The organism is Nocardia violaceofusca NBRC 14427, assembly GCF_963869435.1.
GTDB lineage: Bacteria > Actinomycetota > Actinomycetes > Mycobacteriales > Mycobacteriaceae > Nocardia > Nocardia aobensis.
Window position 1 is genome coordinate 62,328 of record NZ_CAWMPM010000012.1, and the last position, 18,755, is coordinate 81,082.

The window sequence follows — 18,755 nt, forward strand, 5'->3', positions numbered from 1 at the left end:
GCGCGCGTACGCACAAGCCGACGTTCGAAGCATCGCAGGTAACTTCCTCCGCGGGGTGTCGTCCCGTCGGATGGGGTATCTCCGACTCATAAGGCCCGCACCCGACCGGCGTTGGAGGCCGTCATGATCATCACTTTCGGGCTCGGCGTGCTGCCGGCTGCTGCATGCCTCCCGACGGCCGCGGCTACGAGAACTGTGACGTTATCGGCCGGTGGTGGCCGATGACCACGAAGGACCGAGCCTGGGATCTCGGGTATGCGGCCGGCTGGCGGCTGGTGCGGGCCCTGCCGCAGCAGTGGGCGATGCGATCGTTCGAGGTCGCGGCCGATCGCGCTGCTCGCGGTGGTGGTCCGATTCAGCTGCGGCGAAATCTGGCCCGGGTGCTGTCCACCACCGCGGCGCAGGTGCCCGACGATCTCGTGCGCGCGAGCCTACGCTCCTACGCTCGCTACTGGTGTGAAGCGTTCCGGCTGCCGTCGATGGATCCGGTGCGGCTCGCCGCGACCATCGACTCGGCGGCCACCGGGCTCGAACACATCCACCAGGCGGTCGGGCACGGGCGCGGGGCCGTGCTGGCGTTACCGCACAGCGGCAACTGGGACCTGGCGGGAGTGTGGCTGGTCCAGCGGGTCGGCACACCGACCGTCGTCGCCGAGCGGCTGCAACCGGAATCGCTGTTCCACCGCTTCGTCCGATTCCGGGAAAGCCTCGGATTCGAGATCGTCCCTCTCACCGGCGGCGCCGCACCGCCGTTCGCGCAGCTGACCGCGCGGCTGCGGCACGGGCGGATCGTCGGGCTGCTCGGTGAACGCGACCTGACCGGCGCGGGTGTGCCGGTCACCTTCTTCGGTGAACCGGCCTGCATGCCGGCCGGCCCGGCTCGGCTGGCGATCGACACCGATGCACCCTTGCTCCCGGTGCACTGCTGGTTCACCCCCGACGGCTGGGGTTTCCACGTCGGCGCGCCGATCGACACCACCGATGGTGTGCAGGCCACGACCCAAGCCCTGGCCGACCGGTTCGCCGCCGGTATCGCCGCGCACCCGGCCGACTGGCACATGCTGCAACCGGTGTGGACCACCGACCATCGTGCCCGTGAGCGCGCGCAGTAATCCGCACCACTGATCCGGCTCCGCAGCCGGGAATGCCGCAATTGATGCAGCGTGTGCCGGCCGTCGTCGAGACACTCGGTGTGGGCCTCGAACTCGCATATCTGCAGATTCGCTCCCGCACGGTATCCGGGTATATATGGCGCGAACCAGTTGTATCGACCCGAGAGGTGAGGAACGCGGTCGGCTGGTGGGTGTCCCCCCAGCGCGGTGCGGCCCGGCGGGCCGGGCGACGATCAGGGCCTTGCCAGCCGAGCCGACCCAGTTCACCGATGATGATCAACATAAGCGCGGAATCCGACAGGCGATGCGGCATGCGCCATCCCTCGATTCCATTCGCGCAGGTCGTCCGGCAGATGTCAGCGAGTAGGCTGGACCGTATCCGGAGGCATCCCGCATGTCGACCAGTCGAGGTCGCGTCGTCTCCGATTCGGATTCCGGCCCTGGCGGGCTGTGACAGGAGCGTCTCATGGCGCAGCCATCGGCAACCTTGCATCCCGCACCGCCTCGTCGCCCACCGCTCTGTACACCACGATTGCGATTGCGTCCGCGCCGCGATGGCACCGGCCACATCGACGGTGTCTGGTGGCCCCGCACACAAGACCTGGCCGCCGAACTTCCAGGACTGCTCACCGCCCTCCGGCCGCGCCTCGGACTGGTGCGACAGGTCGTCTACGACCCGACCGGATGGTCACCCTCTGCTCGGCACCTGCAGCTCGGCAGTCATCGAACCCACTTGGACCCCTATCCTTTCGAGCTTTTCAACACGATGCACGTATGCAGCGCGCACGGCATCGTCGTCATACTGCGGGTTATCCCCTCCACCACCGACGGTACCGCGGCCAACGCGGCGCTGGCAGCGGTACCGGGTGCAGGGAAGCGGGTCGATCACGATCGCTGACAGCGCACCACATCCTCTCACCGTGCCGGCCGACGAGGCGTATGCCCATCGCCGTCGCGCCCTGTTTCAACTTGTCGAACGCCTACTGGCCTCATCCGAATCGCCGGCCCCTCGACGGTCATAGTGTTCGGGTTGTGGAGCGTTAGGCCCACAGTCGTTTCCGAGGTTGGATCCTTCGGGGCATCGGTCGGTTCCGTTCTCGCCCTGCGATGCCCCTCTCTCTATGTGTCGTTGATGTCGCCCCTGATTCCGCGGTCGCGCATCGGTTGCTCGGCCGGTTCGCCGGGCGCGCGATGACGGCCGCTCACCTGCTGTGCCAGACCGGCTCTCGGCTGCCCACCCATGGCTTCCGCACCGCGACTAAGTTGCTCGCCATTCTTCGTCGAAAGTGTAGACAGCCCTGGGCTTAGTTATGTATGTTAATCAATATTCTGAGCTGCCAAGAGGCGGGCCCGACCGTGGGGCCCGCACCGCTCGCGGCAGCCGCCCGCTCACCGTGGAGACGGAGGCTTCGACGATGAACCCCTATGTCCTGATTCAGAATCTGCTCAACCAGCTCGATCTCGGATCCGCGGGGATCAGCGCCCAGTAGCGGGCGCATCCGCGCCGGGGTCGAGGGGCGGCTCGAGCATCGGAACGAGATACTGCCGGGCGAGGGCCGCTACCTGATCGTCGTCGTCGAGGTCGATGACCTGGCTGGGGACCGCCAGATAGGAGGCGGAGATCCGGACCATCAACTCGGCCACCAGATCGACGTCGACCTCCTGGGCGACATGGCCGGCGCGCTGCTCGCGGCGGAGTTGGTCGGCCACGAACCGGCGCACCATGGCGACCGTATGGCCCTGATCGCCGATCATGGATCCGACGAGCATGTCGGGTTCGGCGGCGAGCAGGCCGCCGATGATCGGGTTCTTGCGGATCACCTTCAACGAGCTGACGAAACCCAGGACGACCCGGTCGGCTGCCGTGCGCGCGTGCCGGATGTCGATCAGGAACTGGTCGAAATAGCGCCGGTATTCGCGCACGATCACCTGTTCGACCAGGGCGTCCTTCGTCGCGAAACGGCGGTACACGGTGATGCGGGAGACATTGGCCCGCCGGGCCACATCGTCCATGGTCGAGCGGCGGACGCCGAGGGCGCCGAACTGTTCGACCGCCGCGTCGAGTATGCGGGAGCGGATGTCGTCACCCTCGTCGACGCGGTCGACCGCGTCGGTGTACGCGCGTTCGAGTGGTGACGTGCCGTTTCCTGAACCCTTCGAGGGCGGTGATCCCAGCTTCACGGTGTCCTCTCACGCGCTTCGTTTCGAAAATCCTGACAACTTCTTGTGATCGCGGCCACGGTGTGGTCTCATCAAGATACTCAGAAACAGAGTTTGTATCTCTGTATCTGCTTCTCAATGAAGAGGGACAATAGCATGGACGGACTGGGTCTCAGCAGGCGCGATGCCCTGCGAGCAGGCAGTGGTTTGATCGGCGCTGCGGGCGCGCTGGCACTCGGCGCGCGGACCGCGCGGGCGGAGCCGTGGACATGGTCGCCGAGCGGTTCCGTGGTCGGCAGCGGCGGCGGGGCCGACCCGCTGACCGTGTGGGATCCGGAGGCGGATCCGGTGATCGCCGACGTCATGGACCACGAGGACATTCCGCGGATCAACAATCTGCTCCGGACCTGGGTGCGCAACGAGCAGCCCATTCCGGCCGGGTTGCCGCAGAATATGCGCGACTTCATGGAGTACGCACGGCAGCTGCCGTCGTGGGCGGACGAGGCCAAGATGGCAGCCGGCTTCGAATTCAACAAGAAGCGTGGAACGTATCTGGGCGTGCTCTACGCCTTCGCCAGCGGCATGATGGCGAACGTCATCCCGCACGAGGCGCGCGCGGTCTACTACTCCCGGGGCGGTTCGCACCTGAAGGACCGCATCGCCAAAACCGCGAAATTCGGTTACGACATCGGCACGGTCAACGCCTATCAGCCGGGCGGCGAAATGATCGTGACCTGCGTCAAGACCCGCATCATCCATGCCGCGGTCCGGCATCTGCTGCCCCGGTCGCCGCATTGGCCGTCCGAGCACACCCCGATCAGCCAGGACGACAAGATGGTCACCTGGCACAGCCTCGCCACGACCATCATGCGGACCTTCCGGACCTGGAATGTGCAGATCCCGGTGGCCGAAGCGGAGGGCTACCTGCACACGTGGCAGCTGGCCGGCCACTTCCTCGGCATTCGCGACGAATACATTCCCGCGACGTGGGAGCAGGCCGACGCCCAGGCCAAGCAGCAACTGGATCCGATCATCGAGGCGACGCCGGAAGGTATCGAGCTCGCGCACAACCTCATGGACCTGGGCTTCGACCTCGATCTGACACTGCTCAGCAAGCCCATTCTGGGCGCGTTCACCCGATTCATCCTGGGCGACAAGATCGCCGATGATCTGCGGATCGCGCGCGAGCCGGTGTGGGATCCGTTGCTGAAGTTCAGCTGGGGACCGTTCGTCGCGGTGCGCGAGGGCGTGATGGGCGTGATCCCGCCGACCGCCGACGCGACCTGGTTGTTCGACGAATTCCTGCGGCAGTTCGTGCTGTGGTACATGGCCGAACTGCGGATGCCGCTGAGCATCGAAATCCCGCAGACCAACCGGTGATTCGCCGACTTCGCGGGCGACAGCGGTATCAGAGGCGAAGGTAGAACAGAGATGACAACGAACCCGAATCTCTCCCGAATCCGGCGCGGCGCAACCGGAATATTCGTCGCCGCGACGATCGCCGTCGGTGGACTCGCCGTGGAATTGGCGGTGCAGGACGGAACCATCGGGCATGCGGCGAAACCCGCGGGAACCGTGCAGCGGGTGTCCGTGGAGGTGCACACGGCCGATCCGGTCTCGGCGCCGACTTCCCCTGCGCCGCAACCGGAAAGCAGCCGGCCGGGGGAGTGGACGCCCACGCCACCGGTGCAGAATTCCGACAGCGAGCCGCACGAGCACACCGCCGGGTCATGAGCACCGCGCGAGGCGCGGCGGCGGCCTCGGAGACGTTTCCGGCGATCGGAACATCGGTCGTGGTCGTCTGCACCGATGCCCGGGAGCTGGCTCGCGCGGCCGACCTGGTCCGCGCGCGGCTTGACGATCTCGATCGTGCCGCCTCGCGCTTTCGCGCGGATTCCGAACTCGCGGTGATCAATTCGCGCAGCGCCGAATCGGCCCGAGCGGGTCGTTCGGAGCAGGTGCGCATTCCGGTCGGCGCGACCCTCGGGTCGTGTCTGCGGGCGGCGATGCGCACCCAGCGCCTGACCTCGGGGTTGGTCTCGGCCTCCCTGGGGGCCGCGCTGATCGCCTGCGGCTACGACGACGATCTGGATGCGGTGCGCGCCCGCGGTGACGTGGGCCCGCCCGAAGCCGATCGGGACTCGATTCCCTTGCGGCACATGATCTTCGACGAGCAGCGAGGGGAGGTGGCGCTGTCCCCGGGAACCGTACTGGATCTGGGCGCGAGTGCGAAGGCGTGGGCGGCGGATACGATCGCCGCCGAACTGGCCGCGACCGGGCCCGGTGGCTATCTGGTGAATCTGGGCGGCGACATCGCCGTCGCGGGCACCGGACCGCCGCAGGGCTGGTCCATCGGGGTGCGGGACTGGAACGACGCCGTGGTGCAGGTCGTCACCTCGACCGGGCAGGCGTTCGCGACCTCGTCGACGCGGCTGCGCACGTGGGTGCGCGGCGGCATTCGCCGCCATCACATCATCGACCCGCGCACCGGCCGGTCCGCCCGGACGCGGTGGGCACAGGTCACCTGCGCGGGACCCGATGCGGTGCAGGCCAATGCGGCCTCGACGGCCGCGATCATCCTCGACGATCAGGCGCCGCGATGGCTGGCCGATCGCGGCGTGCCCGCCTGCCTGATGACCGTCGGCCACGAGGTGGTGACGACTCCGGGGTGGCCCGCCCCGACCGCGACGCGGAAGCGGCACGTGTCATGACCGGTCCGTGGCTGTGGTACGTCTCGCGCGCCGCCGGAGTGGTCACCCTCGTGCTCCTGACCCTGGTCGCGCTGCTCGGAATGTTCACGGCCGCGCGGGTGCGTCCGCGGCTCGCGATATCGGCCGTGGCGATGGGTCTGCATCGCACGCTGGCCCTCGGCACCATCGTCTTCCTGGCCGCGCACATCGTGACCGCGACGGTCGATACGTACGTCCATCTCGGATGGCTGTCGATGGTGGTGCCGTTCACCGCCGGTTACGAACGGCAATGGGTCGCGCTGGGCACCCTCGCGCTGGATATCCTGCTGGCGGTCGTCACGACATCCGTGCTGCGCCACCGGCTGCCGACCCGGATGTGGCGTGCGGTGCACCTGCTCGCGTACGCGATGGCGCCGCTGGCGGTCGTGCACGGACTGACGATGGCCTCGGCGCGCGATCCGGCGCTGTTCGCCGTCACCGTCGCCTGTGGTGTGGCGCTGGCGGTCGGCGCCGTATGGCGCTGGGTCCTTCCCGACGCGGACCGACATCGCCGCTCGGACATCGCTGCTCAGGAGTGGACGTGACCGGACTACCGGAGATGCTGGCGGCCGCCGGGCTGCGCGGCCGCGGTGGAGCGAACTTTCCCACCGCCGCCAAACTCGAACTCGCCGCCCGCCACCGGGCCGAGTTGATCGTCAATGCCTGTGACGGAGAATGGGATTCGGCCAAGGACGCCTGGGTCGTCGCGCATCATCTGCCCGAGGTGCTCGACGGCGCCCGGCGCATTACGGCGCAGCGGGTGCGGGTGGCCGCGCACCGCGGTTCGCGGACGCTGGCCGTACTGGAGGCGGCGGGGGTCGACACCCTTGCCGTGCCCCGGCGGTACGTGTCCTCGGAGGAGTCGGCGCTGGTCCGGCTGGCGCACGGCGGTCCGGCGCGACCGGTGATGCGGTTCGAACCGATCACGGGCGGCGGCCGGGACCCACGTGGGCGCCGACTCGCGCCGACACTGGTACTCAACGTCGAAACGGTGTGGCGGATCCAGCAGATCGCCGAATACGGGCCGGGCTGGTTCCGCTCCTACGGCACTGCCGACGAGCCCGGCCCGCGGCTGGTGACCGTTGCCGACGGCGTCCGCGCACCCGGTGTCCACGCCGCGGAGGCGGGCCTGCCGGTCTCCGAAATCCTCGATCGGGCAGGCGGTCTCACCGCCTCCCCGCAGGCGCTGTGGGTGAACGGTCTGAGCGGCGGATTCCTGCCCGCCGAGGCGCGACATACGCTGTGGTCGCGATCAACCTTGGCGCCGTTCGGACTCGGGCCCGGCGTCGGCACGTTTCGCGTCCTAGCCGCCGGCAGCGATCCGTGGCAGGTGGTGCTGTCCGCGCTGACCTATGCGGCGGGAGAATCCGCCGGCCAGTGCGGCCCGTGCATGTTCGGATTACCCGCGCTGCGCGACGATCTGAGCGACCTGCTCGAGCGGCGAGCCTCGGCCGCGACCGCCGAGCGGCTCCTGCGCAGGCTCACCCGTGTTCCGGGGCGAGGTGCTTGCCGCTTTCCCGACGGCGTGGCGCGGTTCCTGGCTTCCGCCCTGGACGTGTTCGGCACCCCGCAGCTCGTCGAAAGCCCAGGGAGCGAACGATTTTCGGCCCACAAGGATGAATCGTGTCCCTGACAACTCGAGCCCTCGGTATCACCCGGCCCCCGTCCGGCGTCCTGGCGGTCGATCGCATCGCCTGCACCGGCCACGGCATCTGCGCGCAGGTGCTGCCCGAGCAGATAGTTCTGGACGACTGGGGTTATCCCATCCTCACCGGCTCCGAACCGGACCCCGCGCTCGCGACCGAGGCGATCAAACTCTGCCCGGCCGCGGCCCTGCGCTGGGTCGGGCCGCCGGCCCGCTGACGAGGTACGTTGGCGCCCAGCACAATAGAGATCAAAGCTCCGTGCGCACTGTCATCACCGTGGGCGCCGATGCGCCGGACCACCCGCACGGCGAGGCGCAGGTCGCGATGACCGCATCGGTGATCGTGCCGTCGCTGTAGAGGGTGGTGCGCAGGACGGCCTGTGCCGGGTAGCCGCAGGCCTGGCATTTGCCGAAGTAGTTGAGAATCTCGCGCGATCGGACAGCGGCGATACTGCGCCGCCCGGATGCGCCGTCCGGATGGATGATTTCGCTGGGCACGGTGATCCTTCGATTCGGTGGTCCCGGTGGCGGCGGTGAACGACAATCGAGCCGGCCGGGATCCGCTGCCGAGACCGGCGATCCCCCTGCGACATCGCCGGGCTCACGCACCGGTCGTGCCGGGCCCGCCGTGGTCACACCCGTGGGCCGTTCGCATCCTACGGTCGGCGGCACCCTTCCATGCTAATCCCTGCGACTCCGGATGCACAGGAATTATCGGTAACTTCCCCCCTGCGGCCGACTTCCTGAGCTGCCGCCGCTGATCGTATGAGCACCGACTATTCACCGTCCGACCAGTTCCGGGCGACAACTTCACAAAACGTGAATTTCCAGTAACATACGCATCTGCGGACCCGCGAATCGCCGGGGACCGCGGCCGACGGGCAAGGGTGCCCGTATCCGGTGCCTGCCAGAGGCGTGTGCACCGGATGTCCGGCCGATGGGTGAAAGGACTTGCGTCGCAATGCTGAAGCGACTCGATCGGCTACTGAGCTACGAGATGAAGGTGTCCGAATTCCTCGGGACGCTCATCATTCTCGCCGTGCCCTACGGCATCGTCGGGGTGATCTGGACCCTGACGCACACCTCGCACCTGAAGCAGATGCACGGCATCGACGTGGTCATCTCCTTTCTGGGATCGATCGTGTGCTGGCCCGTGCTCACCTTCTCGAACGTCTGCATGACCTAGTCATGATGGCGCTGGTGTGGCTCATCGACATCGTGGTGATCGGAGTCAAGATCCTCGGTGGGCGAATCAAGGTCAATCCTGTTCTCCGATTCGGCCTGTGGGTCGCGGTGTCGTGTGCGGTGGGCGCCGGGATCGCACTGCTCGGCGCGCTGGTGGTGCTACTGCAGCACTATTTGGAGAATCTCCCCGAATAGACCCGGTGGCGGCCGTCTGACGACGGAATATTCCATAACTTGGTGCCGCCCAGTCTGCGCTGAATACTGTGTAATCTCGCACTCGATCTGATTCGATAATGCGAGAACAGTCGATAACTTACTATCTTGTGTTGCACCGAATCGGTGTGTAACACTTCACACGCTCAACGCCCGGCAGCTCGGTTGCGGCTGTCCGTGACAAGCGGTGAGCGTGAGAAAGGAACGACCGCTGTGACGTCGACCCGAGCCTCCGATCGGCCGGACCCGCCGGCTCCGCCCTGGCGGACCACCGACGAGGGCGAACTGCGGCGACTCGTCGAGGCGGCCGGCGGCCTCTGGCGCCGGCATCCGCAACGTTCGCTGGAAACCCTCGGCCGGCAGGTCGCGCTGGGGCGAGAGGCGTTCGTTCAGCTCTTCCTCGCGATGATCCAGCGCCGGTTTCCGTACCAGGAATTCATCAGGCAGTGCGCCTTCATGGCCAACGTCTCGGCCGCCCCGACGGTGTTCGTGGCCATCCCGATCGCGGTCGTGGTGTCCATCGAGGTCGGTGCGCTGGTGAACCAGGTGGGCGCGACGACGTTCATCGGTTCGGTTGCCGCACTGGGGATCATCCGTCAGGGCGCGCCGCTGGTCTCCGCGCTGATGATCGCGGGCGCGGTGGGTTCGGCGATCTGTGCCGACCTCGGCTCGCGGACGATCCGCGAGGAGATCGACGCCATGCGGGTGATGGGTGTCGATCCGGTGCGCCGGCTGGTCGCTCCGCGGCTGGCCGCGGCGGTGCTGGTGAGCGTATTGCTCTGCGGCTTCATCGTTTTCGTCGGATTCGCGACGGCGTACATGTTCAATGTGTACGCCCAATCCGGCACTCCCGGATCGTTCATCGGATCGTTCGCGTCGTTCGCGGTGGCCAGCGATCTGCTGATCGCCTTGACGAAGGCCGCCATCTTCGGCGCGCTCACCGCGATCATCGCCTGCGATGTGGGTCTGCACACCAGCGGCGGCCCGGCCGGTGTCGCGAATTCGGTGAACTCCGCGGTGGTCAGCTCGGCGCTGATGTTGTTCGCCACCAACATCATTCTGACCCAGCTGTCGAATACCCTGCTCCCGACGAAGGTCGCCTGAGATGGCCAGTTCCTACACGCCGCCCGCGGCCCGGCCGCTGCGGGCCGTCGGACATGCGGCGCTGGCCCCGGTGCACGCGAACCAGCGCCTGGGGCATCAGGCCATCACCTTCTTCCAGGCGCTGGCCGCGATCCCGTTCGTGGTCAAGCACTATCGGAAGGAACTCGCCCGGCTGACGGCCGATGTGAGCTGGGGTAACGGGTCGCTGATCGTCGGTGGCGGCACCATCGGCGTCGTCTTCATCCTGTGTTCGTTCGGCGGGATCATCGTCGGAATGGAGTCGTTCACGGCGTTGAACCTCCTGACCATGAGCCCGCTGACCGGCGCCATCGCCGGTTTCGCGACCACCCGGGAACTGGCGCCCATTCTGGCGACCCTGGCCTTCGCGATTCAATCGGGCTGCCGGTTCACCGCGCAGCTGGGCTCGATGCGGATCTCCGAGGAGATCGACGCGCTGGAATCGTGCGCGATCCGGCCGCTGCCCTATCTGGTCAGCACCCGGATGATCGCGGCGACGGTGACGATCGTCCCGCTCTACAGCGTCGGTCTGGCCGCCGCCTACCTGACCACCAAACTCACGGTGCTGTTCCTCGGCGGCACCACCGCGGGGACCTACGACCACTACTTCTTCCAGTTCCTCATCGGGCCGGACGTGTTCTATTCACTGCTGAAGGTCGTGATCTTCACCCTGCTCGCCACCTTCATCCAGTGCTACTACGGCTATGTCGCCAGCGGCGGGCCGGAGGGAGTCGGAGTGGCGGCCGGGCGAGCGATCAAGATGGTGATCGTCGTGATGGTGTTCGCGAATCTCTTTCTCACCCTGGCGATCTGGGGCATCGACCCCGGATTCCGGATCTCAGGATAGGTGTCGTTCGTGATTCTCGATCCCAGTGGCCGCGGTGCGACCGCTCGCCAGCTCACGCTGGCCGGTCTCGCGATGCTGCTCGTGGTGGCCGCGCTGCTGTATCTGCTCGCGCTGCGCTACACCGGTCGTTTCACCGAGAAGGTTCCCGTCCACGCCGTTCTCACCAGTACCGGAGACGGGCTGCCCAAACATGCCGACGTGAAATTCCGCGGCATGGTCGTCGGCACCGTCGATTCGGTCGAGGTGGTGGCGAAAGGGGAGCGTCAGCGCGCCGACATCGCACTGAAACCGCGTGTCGCCGAGGCGATTCCGGCCAACGTCACCGCGCGTGTCATTCCCGACAACCTGTTCGGCGTGACCGCGATCGAATTGGTCGACAACGGGCCCGACGCCGCGACACTGCATTCCGGCTCGACCATCGCGCAGGACACCGGTGCCGCGACCATCCAACTGCAGACCACGCTCAACGTGCTGCGCAATGTGCTGAGCAACATTCAGCCCGAGAAGCTGGGCCGGGTGCTGGCGACGCTGTCCGCGGCGCTGGAACCGTCGGCGCGGGTGCCGGGTTCGACCGTGGAGCGGCTCGACACCTGGCTCACCCAGGTGCACGACATTCCCGGTATCGGAGACATGCTGGGTGATCTGGGCCGTGCCGCGACCGCACTGAGCCAGTCGGCGCCGGAATTGGTGGGAGTGCTGTCGGATTCGGTGACGACCGCGCGTACCCTCACCGAGCGCCGCTCGAATCTCGTTGCGCTGCTGACGAATGCGGGCGGCGCCGTCGACTCGGTCAACCATCTGTTCGCGCGCAATCCGGATTCGGGAAAATTCCTGGTCGCCGGTCTTGACGATCTGTTCGGCGGCCTGGCCAAGGATCCCGAGGCGATTCCGTTCACCGCCGCCAATCTCAACATCGCGTTGCAGCGTCTGAAGACCACGTTCCACTGGGGTCCGAAACAGCAGATGGTGTGGGCGATGGACGCCTCGCTCACTCCGTTCCAGCAGTACACGGCGAAGGACTGCCCGCACTACGGCGACGAGTACGGTCCGCGCTGCGGTGGTGCGACGGTGCCGAATGTGGCTCCGCCGCAAGAGTATCCGCAACAGCAGCTGCCGCGCTGGCTCGACGCGGCCGGACCCCGTCCGACGCCGGCTCCCGCGGCGCCGACCGCACCCGCGCAACAGCCGCTGATCCCCGGCCTGCCCGCCCTGCCCGGTGTTCCGGCGCTGCCCGGTCTGCCGAGCCTGCCGCTGATTCCCGGCATCACCGCACCGGCCGCCTACCGCGCCACGCCCGGTGATCCGGCGGCCACCCGTCCCGCCGCCCTGCGTGGGCCCGCCGCGGTCGCCGCGGTGGTCGGCGGTCCGCCGAATCTGGCGCAGCTGCTGCTGCTGGGGCCGGTCCTCGCCGGGGGCTATCTGACCGTCGGTGAGACGCCGGAAGGCGGTGTGACGCAGTGAAATCGACGAAGGCACTGATCGGTTTCGGCATCTTCGCGGTCGTCGCGATCGCGCTGACCTCGACCATCTACGGCACCCTGCAACGCACGGTGCCGGGCTCGACCAGCCGGTATTCGGCCGTCTTCTCCGATGTGCTCGGACTGCGGGTCGGCGACGACGTGCGCATGGCCGGGGTGCGGGTCGGCCGGGTGGACAAGATCGACTTCGTCGGCGACTACAAGGCCGGTGTGGAGTTCAGCATCCGGAGCAACCAGCATCTGACCACCACGACCAAGGCGATGGTGCGCTACCAGAACCTGATCGGCCAGCGCTATGTCGCGCTGGCGCCGGGGAAGGAAGCGGGCACATCGTTGCCGGCGGGTGGGCGCATTCCCCTCGAGCACACCGAGCCCTCGTTCGACGTCTCGGCCTTGCTGTCCGGCTTCGAACCGCTGTTCTCGGTGCTGCAACCCGATCAGGTGAATTCGCTGTCCGAGACGCTGATTCAGGCGCTGCAGGGCAATCAGGTCTCGCTGAGCACCCTGATCACCCAGGCCGCGCAGCTGGCCGGAACCTTCGGCCAGCGCGACAAGATCCTCGGTGATGTGGTCTCGAACCTCAGTAGCGTGATGTCCGGCCTGGCGCATCGCAGCAACGAGCTGGAGACACTGATCACTCAGACCCGCTCGCTGATGGACGGGCTCTATGCCCAGGGTGAGGCGCTGAAGTCGTCGGTCGACCAGGTCGCCACCTCGACCGATTCGCTGGTCGGATTGGTGGCCCAGGTCAAGCCCGGCATCGCGGCCGCGCAGAACAAGGCGACCACCGGTGTGGCGCTGCTGCTGCTCAACGGCGCGTCGCTGGACCGGGCGGCGGTGCAATTGCCGAACGTGCTGAACCGGGTGGCCCAGTTCTCCAGTTACGGCGCCTACGGCAACGCCTACTTCTGCGGTCTCGACGTCTCGCTGTGGGGCGTGCTCCTGCCGCCGGGCCTGTTCTCCCAGATCGGTGGCAACGCGCATTCGGAGGTGTGCCGGTGATGGCGAGGTTCGCGCGACCGAGGTTGCCGAAGATGTTCGGCTTCCTGCGCAACCGGTATCTGCGGCTCGGCCTGATCGCCTCGGCGACCGTGCTGATCCTGCTGCTCGGCTCCAGCGCGCTGACCCAGGCGCGCCTGGGGGACAAGACGATTCACGCCGAATTCGCGCAAGCCGCGGGGCTGCGTCCCGGTGCGACCGTCGACGTCTCGGGGATCGAGGTGGGCGCGGTGCGGGCGGTGCGGCTCGACGGCGCCAAGGTGGTCGCGGACCTGAAGGTGCGCGGCGATCTGCGGCTGGGACCGGACGCGCGGGCGGCGATCAAGATGTCGACCATCCTCGGGCGGCTGCACGTGGACCTCGTGCCGGGGAACGGAAAAGGCCTGCCGGGCAACCGGATCGAGCTCGATCACACCAGCGTGCCCTACAACCTGAGCAAGGTCATCCAGGACCCGCAGTACAAGGCGTCGTTCGAACGAATCGAGCGGATCGACCCGCAGAAGTTGCGGGAGGCGCTCGACACCATGAACCAGCAGATGGGCGACTCGCCGCAGCTGGCGGTGCAGGCGCTCGACAGCATCGGCTCGCTGGCCAAGGTGATCAACGACCGCCGCGACGAGGTCGACACCCTGCTGAAGGGGATGGATCAGGTCTCCCAGCTGGTCGCCGACAACCAGAACAGCGTGCTGATGCTGCTGACCCGCGGCGAGGCCATCGGCCAGGCGGTGCAGAAGCGCCGGCAACTGCTGAAGAACCTGCTCGACAATGTCGCCGCACTGTCGAAGTTGCTGCAGGACATGGGATTGGAGAACAACAACCAGTTCGGCCCGATGATCCGGGATCTGAACACCATGTCCGAGGGGCTGGAGAAGAACAAGACCAACCTCGACCGGCTCTACGAGATCATGCCGGTCACCTTGCGGCAGTTCAACAACGTATTGGGCAACGGACCGTACGGCGATGTGTATGTGCCGTGGGGGCTGTTCCCCGACAACTGGATCTGTTTCGCACAGGTCGTTCAGGGGTGTAAGTGATGAAACTGCGCGCACTGGCCCAACTCGCCGCGGCGTGCCTGGTCGCCTCCGCCGGCTCTGGCTGTTCGTTGCTGCCGGGTTCGCTCGGCACGGCCACCGACGAGGTGCTCGGCGACAACATGCGCATCAGCGCCGATTTCGACAATGTGGCCGGGCTGTACGCCGGCAACGAGGTCGATGTGCTGGGTGTGCCGGTCGGCACCGTCGAATCGGTGGAGGCCAAGGGCACCTACGTGCAGGTGGTCATGAAGGTCGACAAGAGCGTGAAACTGCCCGCCGACGCCATGGCCGCACTGGTGAATCCGCAGCTGATCACCAACCGCCACGTCGAACTGGCGCCGGCCTACGACGGAACCGGACCCACCATGGCCGACGGCGCGCATATTCCGTTGCCGCGCACCAGGACACCGGTGGAGCTCGACCGCATCATGCAGACCTTCGACCAGCTCGGGGCATCGCTGAAGGGTGACAGCGACACCGGGCCGATGGCCAGCCGGGTGTTGTTCCCGCTGCTCAACGGCAATGGCGACAAACTGCGCGAAACCCTGGACGCGCTCTCGGGCGCGTTCGAGACGACGTTCGCCAACAAGGACCAGATCTCCAATACGATCGTCAAACTCAACGACGTCACTCAGGTCATCGCCCAGAACGACCAGACGGTACGGGATTTCAGCGGCCGGCTCACCGAATTGCTGAAGCTGATGGGCGATCAGGCGCCCGGCTTGCAGGCGGTGCTCACCCAGCTCAACGATTTCGTCGCCAATACCGCCACGGTGGTGGGGCAGAACAAGGACCAGCTCGCCGGAGCTCTGACCCGGTTCGTCGCGATCAGCGACCAGATGCGCGCCAATGCCCGCAATCTCACCGAAATCGTGGATGTCGCACCGCTGATGTTCGAGAACCTGGCCAACGCCACCAGTTACGAACATCAGGCGCTGCGCCTGCACGGCCTGCTCGACAAATCCGTGCTCGACGGTGAAGCGCTGTCCACCTTCTGTGAGCGGGTGATGATGCGCCTCGACGGCTGCCGGACCGGAAGGATCGCCGATATGGGGCCCGATTTCGGACTCACCGCCGCACTTCTGGGGATCAGCGGAAAATGACACGATCACAGCGCAGAACATCCCGTCGCGGCCTCGTCGTCACCGCCGTCGCGGCCGCCACCACACTCGGCATCAGCGGATGTGGGCTGACATTGGAGAATGTGCCGATGCCCAAGCCGGGTATCGGCGGTCCCGGCTACACCGTGCACGCCGCGTTCACCGATGTGCTGAATCTGCCCGATCACGCGCACGTGCGCATCGGCGGCACCGATATCGGCACCGTCACCGGCATCGAGACGACGAATTTCGTCGCCGATGTGCGGATGCGGATCAGATCCGACATCGTGCTGCCACGTGGGACGACGGTGGAATTGCGCCAGGCCACGCCGCTGGGCGATATGTCGGTGGCCATGACCCTGCCGTCCGCGCAAGAGGCGGGTCCGCCGTTGCGCGACGGAGACACCATCGGCGTCGATCACACCGGCACCGCCGCTTCCGTCGAGCAGTTGATGATGTCGGTGGCCATGCTGGTCAACGGCGGCGGTATCAACCAGGCCGCGCAGATCACCACGCAGATGAATTCGATGTTCGCCGGACGCGGACCGCAATTGGCGCATCTGCTGAGCGAGATGACCGGCGTGATCGCCGCGCTCAATCAGCGCACCGGCGATATCGACGCCACCCTCCAGGGATTGAATACGCTTTCGGATGAATTGGCCAGGCGCAAAAAGGAACTCGGCGCGGCGGCCGATACTTTCCCGCAACTGCTCGGGCTGGTGAACGAGAACAATCAGCGCATCGTGGATCTCACGATGAAGGTGTCGACCACCATGGCAGCGCTGGGCGATTTCACCGATACCACCAGCCCGCAGTTCCTGAGCCTGTTCGACAGCATTCAGAAACTGATGTCGGGCTTCACCGAAATGGGCGGCAATCTCACCGAAGCGCTCAACGGGCTCAACGACATCTATCCGCCGCTGATGGCCAGCCTGCGGGGTTCCGGACTGGCCGTCATGCCCGTGGTGTCGTATCTGAGTATCGGCGCGCTCAGTGATCCGCACGGCAGCCGGTGGCCCGAAATCGGTGACGTTCCGGCATTCGCCGGCAGTCTGGCGCAGGTATTCGAGAAAGTGTTCGGCCGGGTCATCAGTCCGCCGCAGCCGGTGCCGGGTACGACGCCTCCCGGCGCGAATCCGCCGGACGCGCCCGGTGCGCCGACCGAACCTTCCCAGCAGGGTGGTGAGCGATGAATACTCCGCTGTGGAACTGGGTGGTGCGGCGGCGCATCGCTCTGGCCAACCTCAGCCTGATCGTGGTGCTGGTGATCGGGTCCGGATATCTGGCCCGATATGTGTTGCGGTTCAATCCGATTCCGCACACCTTCACCGTCACCGTGCAACTGGCGACCTCGGGCGGCATCCTCCCGGGCAACGACGTGACCTTCCGCGGCACCCGGGTCGGCAAGGTCGCCGATGTGCGGGTCTCCGGTGACGGAATCGACGCGATCGCCGAAATCGACGACAGCGCCGAGATTCCCGTCGGCGGTGCGGTGCACGTCGGCCGGCTGTCCGCGGCGGGCGAGCAGTACCTGGACTTCCGGCCCGACGCCGATACCGGTCCGTATCTGTCCGACGGCGCCGTGGTGGAGCGCGCACGCACCAGCGTGCCGATCCCGGTGCAGAATCTGCTGACCGACCTGAGCGGATTCATCGGCGGATTGAATCCGGACCGGCTCACCGTCATCGTCGACGAGCTGGACACGGCGCTCGGCGGGGGCCCGGATCGATTGCGCAACATGATCTCCGGGATCAGCCGTGCGATGGCGGGGCTGTCCGATCTGCTGCCGCAGACCCAGCAGCTGCTCGAGAACCTACAGGTTATCGCGGAGACCACCTCGCACGCCCAGCCCGACCTGAGCACCCTCACCGCGGCGGGCAGCGCGTTGTTCCAGCAGGCCACCGCCGCCGACAACGAAATCCGGAAGTTCCTCGATCAGGGCCCGGGTGAGCTGGCGACCCTCGGTGACGTGGTGGCGAAGAATCAGGATCCGCTGACCGATCTGGTCACCAATTTCGTCGCCATCACCAAGGCCGCGAAACTGCGTCAGCCGGCGATCGAAGCACTGTTTCCCGCACTGCGCCAAGGCATCCAGGCGCTCGGGGTTCCCGCCCACGACGGCGCGTATCACACGCTCGCCGACTTCTGGCCGCGTCCGACGTGCGACTACGACACGATTCCGGTCACCCCGACCAAGATCATGACCGATACCCGGGTGCGGCTGTACAACTACTGCCTCACCGCCGATCCCGCACTGCAGGTGCGTGGTTCGGCCAATGCGCCGCGGCCGAACCTCCCCGACAACGGATCCGGACCGCCGCCGGGAGTCACCGGCAACGAGATGTCGCGGCCCATCCCGTCCGGCCCCATACCCGACAACTAGGAAGCGAACACGATGAGTGACAAGGAAAGCGGAGGCGCCCAGAAGCGCGAACCCACGGTCGACGCCGTCGACGAATCGGAGACCGCGGCAGCTGTGGAACCCGGCACGGCCGGATCGGATGCGGCGGGGACATCCGATACCGGCGAGTCGAATCCCACCGAAACGAATCCCGCCGAAACGTCCACCGCGGCGAAGGTTTCGCCACTGTCGCGACTGCGTCCGGCCGCCGGCGGACGCGGTGCGCGGATCGGTCTGCGGGCGGCGGTGGCCGTGGTTCTGGGCGCCGCGATCGGCACGAGCATCTACTTCTACCTGCAGAACAAGGATCACGAGGAGGTGCTGGACGCGCAGGCGCAGGCCCGCCAGGCCGCCTGCGCCTATGGCCCCGTGGTCTCGACCTACGATTCCGAACATCTCGACCAGTACGTTCGCGATGTGCTGGCCGGCGCGTCCGGTGAGTGGAAGAAGCAGTTCGAATCCAACAGCAAGGACCTCAGCGACGTCCTGGCCAAGGGCGAGGTCGTCGCGAAGTCGACCGATGTGCAGTGCGCGATCCGTTCCGGGGACAAGAATTCCGCGGAGGCGATCGTGGTGATCGGGCAGACCATCACCAGCCTGGGCACTCAGGGCAAACCGGAACCGGGACAGCTGTCGACGGTGATGCGACTGCAGAAGCAGGGCGACCGCTGGCTGGTCGACAAGATCAGTACGCCGCTGACTCCGCTGCCGCCGCAATCGTAGCGGTCCT

At 66.7% G+C, this 18,755-nt stretch carries 21 protein-coding genes; 19 read left to right on the forward strand and 2 right to left on the reverse strand.

The features are described 5' to 3' along the window. The first annotated feature begins 221 nt into the window (after window positions 1-221). Together AC5592_RS10090 and AC5592_RS10095 are read left to right on the forward strand one after the other, a co-directional pair. Window positions 222-1,112, forward strand: a complete 891-nt coding sequence (locus AC5592_RS10090) for a phosphatidylinositol mannoside acyltransferase (RefSeq protein WP_063064022.1) — start codon at window positions 222-224, stop codon at window positions 1,110-1,112. A gap of 466 nt (window positions 1,113-1,578) precedes the next feature. After that, a complete protein-coding gene (locus AC5592_RS10095; protein ID WP_063820489.1) occupies window positions 1,579-2,010 on the forward strand; it encodes a DUF5994 family protein in 432 nt (143 codons plus the stop codon). Window positions 2,011-2,588: 578 nt separating this feature from the next. Here AC5592_RS10095 and AC5592_RS10100 read toward each other — a convergent pair. After that, window positions 2,589-3,293: a TetR/AcrR family transcriptional regulator gene (locus AC5592_RS10100; RefSeq protein ID WP_083871485.1), complete on the reverse strand. Its 705-nt coding sequence runs from the start codon at window positions 3,291-3,293 to the stop codon at window positions 2,589-2,591. A gap of 135 nt (window positions 3,294-3,428) precedes the next feature. On the opposite strand from AC5592_RS10100, the gene AC5592_RS10105 reads away from it, so the two are divergent. The 6 genes from AC5592_RS10105 to AC5592_RS10130 are packed head-to-tail and all read left to right on the forward strand — an operon-like array spanning window position 3,429 to window position 7,864. Next, on the forward strand, window positions 3,429-4,652 hold the full coding sequence (locus AC5592_RS10105; RefSeq protein WP_036509811.1) for an oxygenase MpaB family protein: 1,224 nt from the start codon (window positions 3,429-3,431) through the stop codon (window positions 4,650-4,652). A 51-nt stretch (window positions 4,653-4,703) separates the two neighbouring features. Next, the gene (locus AC5592_RS10110) at window positions 4,704-5,006 is read left to right on the forward strand and encodes a hypothetical protein (protein WP_063064024.1); all 303 of its coding nucleotides are present in this window, start codon (window positions 4,704-4,706) and stop codon (window positions 5,004-5,006) included. Then, complete coding sequence (locus tag AC5592_RS10115) at window positions 5,003-5,983, forward strand: FAD:protein FMN transferase (RefSeq protein WP_063064025.1); 981 nt, start codon at window positions 5,003-5,005, stop codon at window positions 5,981-5,983. The genes AC5592_RS10110 and AC5592_RS10115 overlap by 4 nt, the downstream gene beginning before the upstream one ends. Continuing rightward, a complete protein-coding gene (locus AC5592_RS10120) occupies window positions 5,980-6,546 on the forward strand; it encodes a ferric reductase-like transmembrane domain-containing protein (protein ID WP_036509896.1) in 567 nt (188 codons plus the stop codon). Before AC5592_RS10115 ends, AC5592_RS10120 begins: the two co-directional genes overlap by 4 nt. Continuing rightward, window positions 6,543-7,634, forward strand: coding sequence for an NADH-ubiquinone oxidoreductase-F iron-sulfur binding region domain-containing protein (locus AC5592_RS10125; protein WP_063064178.1), 1,092 nt, complete (start codon window positions 6,543-6,545; stop codon window positions 7,632-7,634). The genes AC5592_RS10120 and AC5592_RS10125 overlap by 4 nt, the downstream gene beginning before the upstream one ends. After that, entirely contained in the window at window positions 7,625-7,864 is a 240-nt protein-coding gene (locus tag AC5592_RS10130; protein ID WP_036509805.1) for a ferredoxin, read from the forward strand. Before AC5592_RS10125 ends, AC5592_RS10130 begins: the two co-directional genes overlap by 10 nt. Before the next feature lie 31 nt (window positions 7,865-7,895). Here AC5592_RS10130 and AC5592_RS10135 read toward each other — a convergent pair whose 3' ends face one another. Next, complete coding sequence (locus tag AC5592_RS10135) at window positions 7,896-8,144, reverse strand: hypothetical protein (protein ID WP_063064026.1); 249 nt, start codon at window positions 8,142-8,144, stop codon at window positions 7,896-7,898. 463 nt (window positions 8,145-8,607) lie between these two features. Here AC5592_RS10135 and AC5592_RS10140 point away from each other — a divergent pair, with 463 nt between their 5' ends. From AC5592_RS10140 to AC5592_RS10190, 11 genes are all read left to right on the forward strand, one after another. Continuing rightward, window positions 8,608-8,832: a hypothetical protein gene (locus AC5592_RS10140; protein WP_036509801.1), complete on the forward strand. Its 225-nt coding sequence runs from the start codon at window positions 8,608-8,610 to the stop codon at window positions 8,830-8,832. 2 nt (window positions 8,833-8,834) lie between these two features. Next, window positions 8,835-9,026: a hypothetical protein gene (locus tag AC5592_RS10145; RefSeq protein WP_036509799.1), complete on the forward strand. Its 192-nt coding sequence runs from the start codon at window positions 8,835-8,837 to the stop codon at window positions 9,024-9,026. A gap of 303 nt (window positions 9,027-9,329) precedes the next feature. Continuing rightward, window positions 9,330-10,148, forward strand: coding sequence for an MlaE family ABC transporter permease (locus tag AC5592_RS10150; RefSeq protein WP_063064179.1), 819 nt, complete (start codon window positions 9,330-9,332; stop codon window positions 10,146-10,148). 1 nt (window position 10,149) lies between these two features. Continuing rightward, window positions 10,150-11,013, forward strand: a complete 864-nt coding sequence (locus AC5592_RS10155; protein WP_036509797.1) for an ABC transporter permease — start codon at window positions 10,150-10,152, stop codon at window positions 11,011-11,013. A gap of 9 nt (window positions 11,014-11,022) precedes the next feature. Then, entirely contained in the window at window positions 11,023-12,474 is a 1,452-nt protein-coding gene (locus AC5592_RS10160; protein WP_063064180.1) for an MlaD family protein, read from the forward strand. Next, entirely contained in the window at window positions 12,471-13,493 is a 1,023-nt protein-coding gene (locus AC5592_RS10165; RefSeq protein ID WP_036505741.1) for an MlaD family protein, read from the forward strand. The genes AC5592_RS10160 and AC5592_RS10165 overlap by 4 nt, the downstream gene beginning before the upstream one ends. Next, entirely contained in the window at window positions 13,493-14,524 is a 1,032-nt protein-coding gene (locus tag AC5592_RS10170; RefSeq protein WP_036505768.1) for an MCE family protein, read from the forward strand. The genes AC5592_RS10165 and AC5592_RS10170 overlap by 1 nt, the downstream gene beginning before the upstream one ends. Further along, window positions 14,524-15,627: an MCE family protein gene (locus AC5592_RS10175; protein WP_063064027.1), complete on the forward strand. Its 1,104-nt coding sequence runs from the start codon at window positions 14,524-14,526 to the stop codon at window positions 15,625-15,627. The genes AC5592_RS10170 and AC5592_RS10175 overlap by 1 nt, the downstream gene beginning before the upstream one ends. Then, window positions 15,624-16,817 carry an MCE family protein gene (locus AC5592_RS10180; protein ID WP_063064028.1) on the forward strand — a complete coding sequence of 398 codons (1,194 nt, stop codon included), beginning with the start codon at window positions 15,624-15,626 and terminating at the stop codon, window positions 16,815-16,817. Before AC5592_RS10175 ends, AC5592_RS10180 begins: the two co-directional genes overlap by 4 nt. Then, window positions 16,814-18,007, forward strand: a complete 1,194-nt coding sequence (locus AC5592_RS10185; protein ID WP_063064029.1) for an MCE family protein — start codon at window positions 16,814-16,816, stop codon at window positions 18,005-18,007. Before AC5592_RS10180 ends, AC5592_RS10185 begins: the two co-directional genes overlap by 4 nt. A 12-nt stretch (window positions 18,008-18,019) precedes the next feature. After that, window positions 18,020-18,748, forward strand: coding sequence for an Rv1363c family protein (locus AC5592_RS10190; RefSeq protein WP_063064030.1), 729 nt, complete (start codon window positions 18,020-18,022; stop codon window positions 18,746-18,748). Window positions 18,749-18,755 lie beyond the last annotated feature (7 nt).

What these genes read in the sequence shown, in the direction of transcription:
- AC5592_RS10090 (WP_063064022.1), top strand. Translation starts at nt 222, where the DNA reads ATGACCACGAAGGACCGAGCCTGGGATCTCGGGTATGCGGCCGGCTGG.
- AC5592_RS10095 (WP_063820489.1), top strand. Translation starts at nt 1,579, where the DNA reads ATGGCGCAGCCATCGGCAACCTTGCATCCCGCACCGCCTCGTCGCCCA.
- AC5592_RS10105 (WP_036509811.1), top strand. Translation starts at nt 3,429, where the DNA reads ATGGACGGACTGGGTCTCAGCAGGCGCGATGCCCTGCGAGCAGGCAGT.
- AC5592_RS10110 (WP_063064024.1), top strand. Translation starts at nt 4,704, where the DNA reads ATGACAACGAACCCGAATCTCTCCCGAATCCGGCGCGGCGCAACCGGA.
- AC5592_RS10115 (WP_063064025.1), top strand. Translation starts at nt 5,003, where the DNA reads ATGAGCACCGCGCGAGGCGCGGCGGCGGCCTCGGAGACGTTTCCGGCG.
- AC5592_RS10120 (WP_036509896.1), top strand. Translation starts at nt 5,980, where the DNA reads ATGACCGGTCCGTGGCTGTGGTACGTCTCGCGCGCCGCCGGAGTGGTC.
- AC5592_RS10140 (WP_036509801.1), top strand. Translation starts at nt 8,608, where the DNA reads ATGCTGAAGCGACTCGATCGGCTACTGAGCTACGAGATGAAGGTGTCC.
- AC5592_RS10145 (WP_036509799.1), top strand. Translation starts at nt 8,835, where the DNA reads ATGATGGCGCTGGTGTGGCTCATCGACATCGTGGTGATCGGAGTCAAG.
- AC5592_RS10155 (WP_036509797.1), top strand. Translation starts at nt 10,150, where the DNA reads ATGGCCAGTTCCTACACGCCGCCCGCGGCCCGGCCGCTGCGGGCCGTC.
- AC5592_RS10170 (WP_036505768.1), top strand. Translation starts at nt 13,493, where the DNA reads ATGGCGAGGTTCGCGCGACCGAGGTTGCCGAAGATGTTCGGCTTCCTG.
- AC5592_RS10175 (WP_063064027.1), top strand. Translation starts at nt 14,524, where the DNA reads ATGAAACTGCGCGCACTGGCCCAACTCGCCGCGGCGTGCCTGGTCGCC.
- AC5592_RS10180 (WP_063064028.1), top strand. Translation starts at nt 15,624, where the DNA reads ATGACACGATCACAGCGCAGAACATCCCGTCGCGGCCTCGTCGTCACC.
- AC5592_RS10185 (WP_063064029.1), top strand. Translation starts at nt 16,814, where the DNA reads ATGAATACTCCGCTGTGGAACTGGGTGGTGCGGCGGCGCATCGCTCTG.
- AC5592_RS10190 (WP_063064030.1), top strand. Translation starts at nt 18,020, where the DNA reads ATGAGTGACAAGGAAAGCGGAGGCGCCCAGAAGCGCGAACCCACGGTC.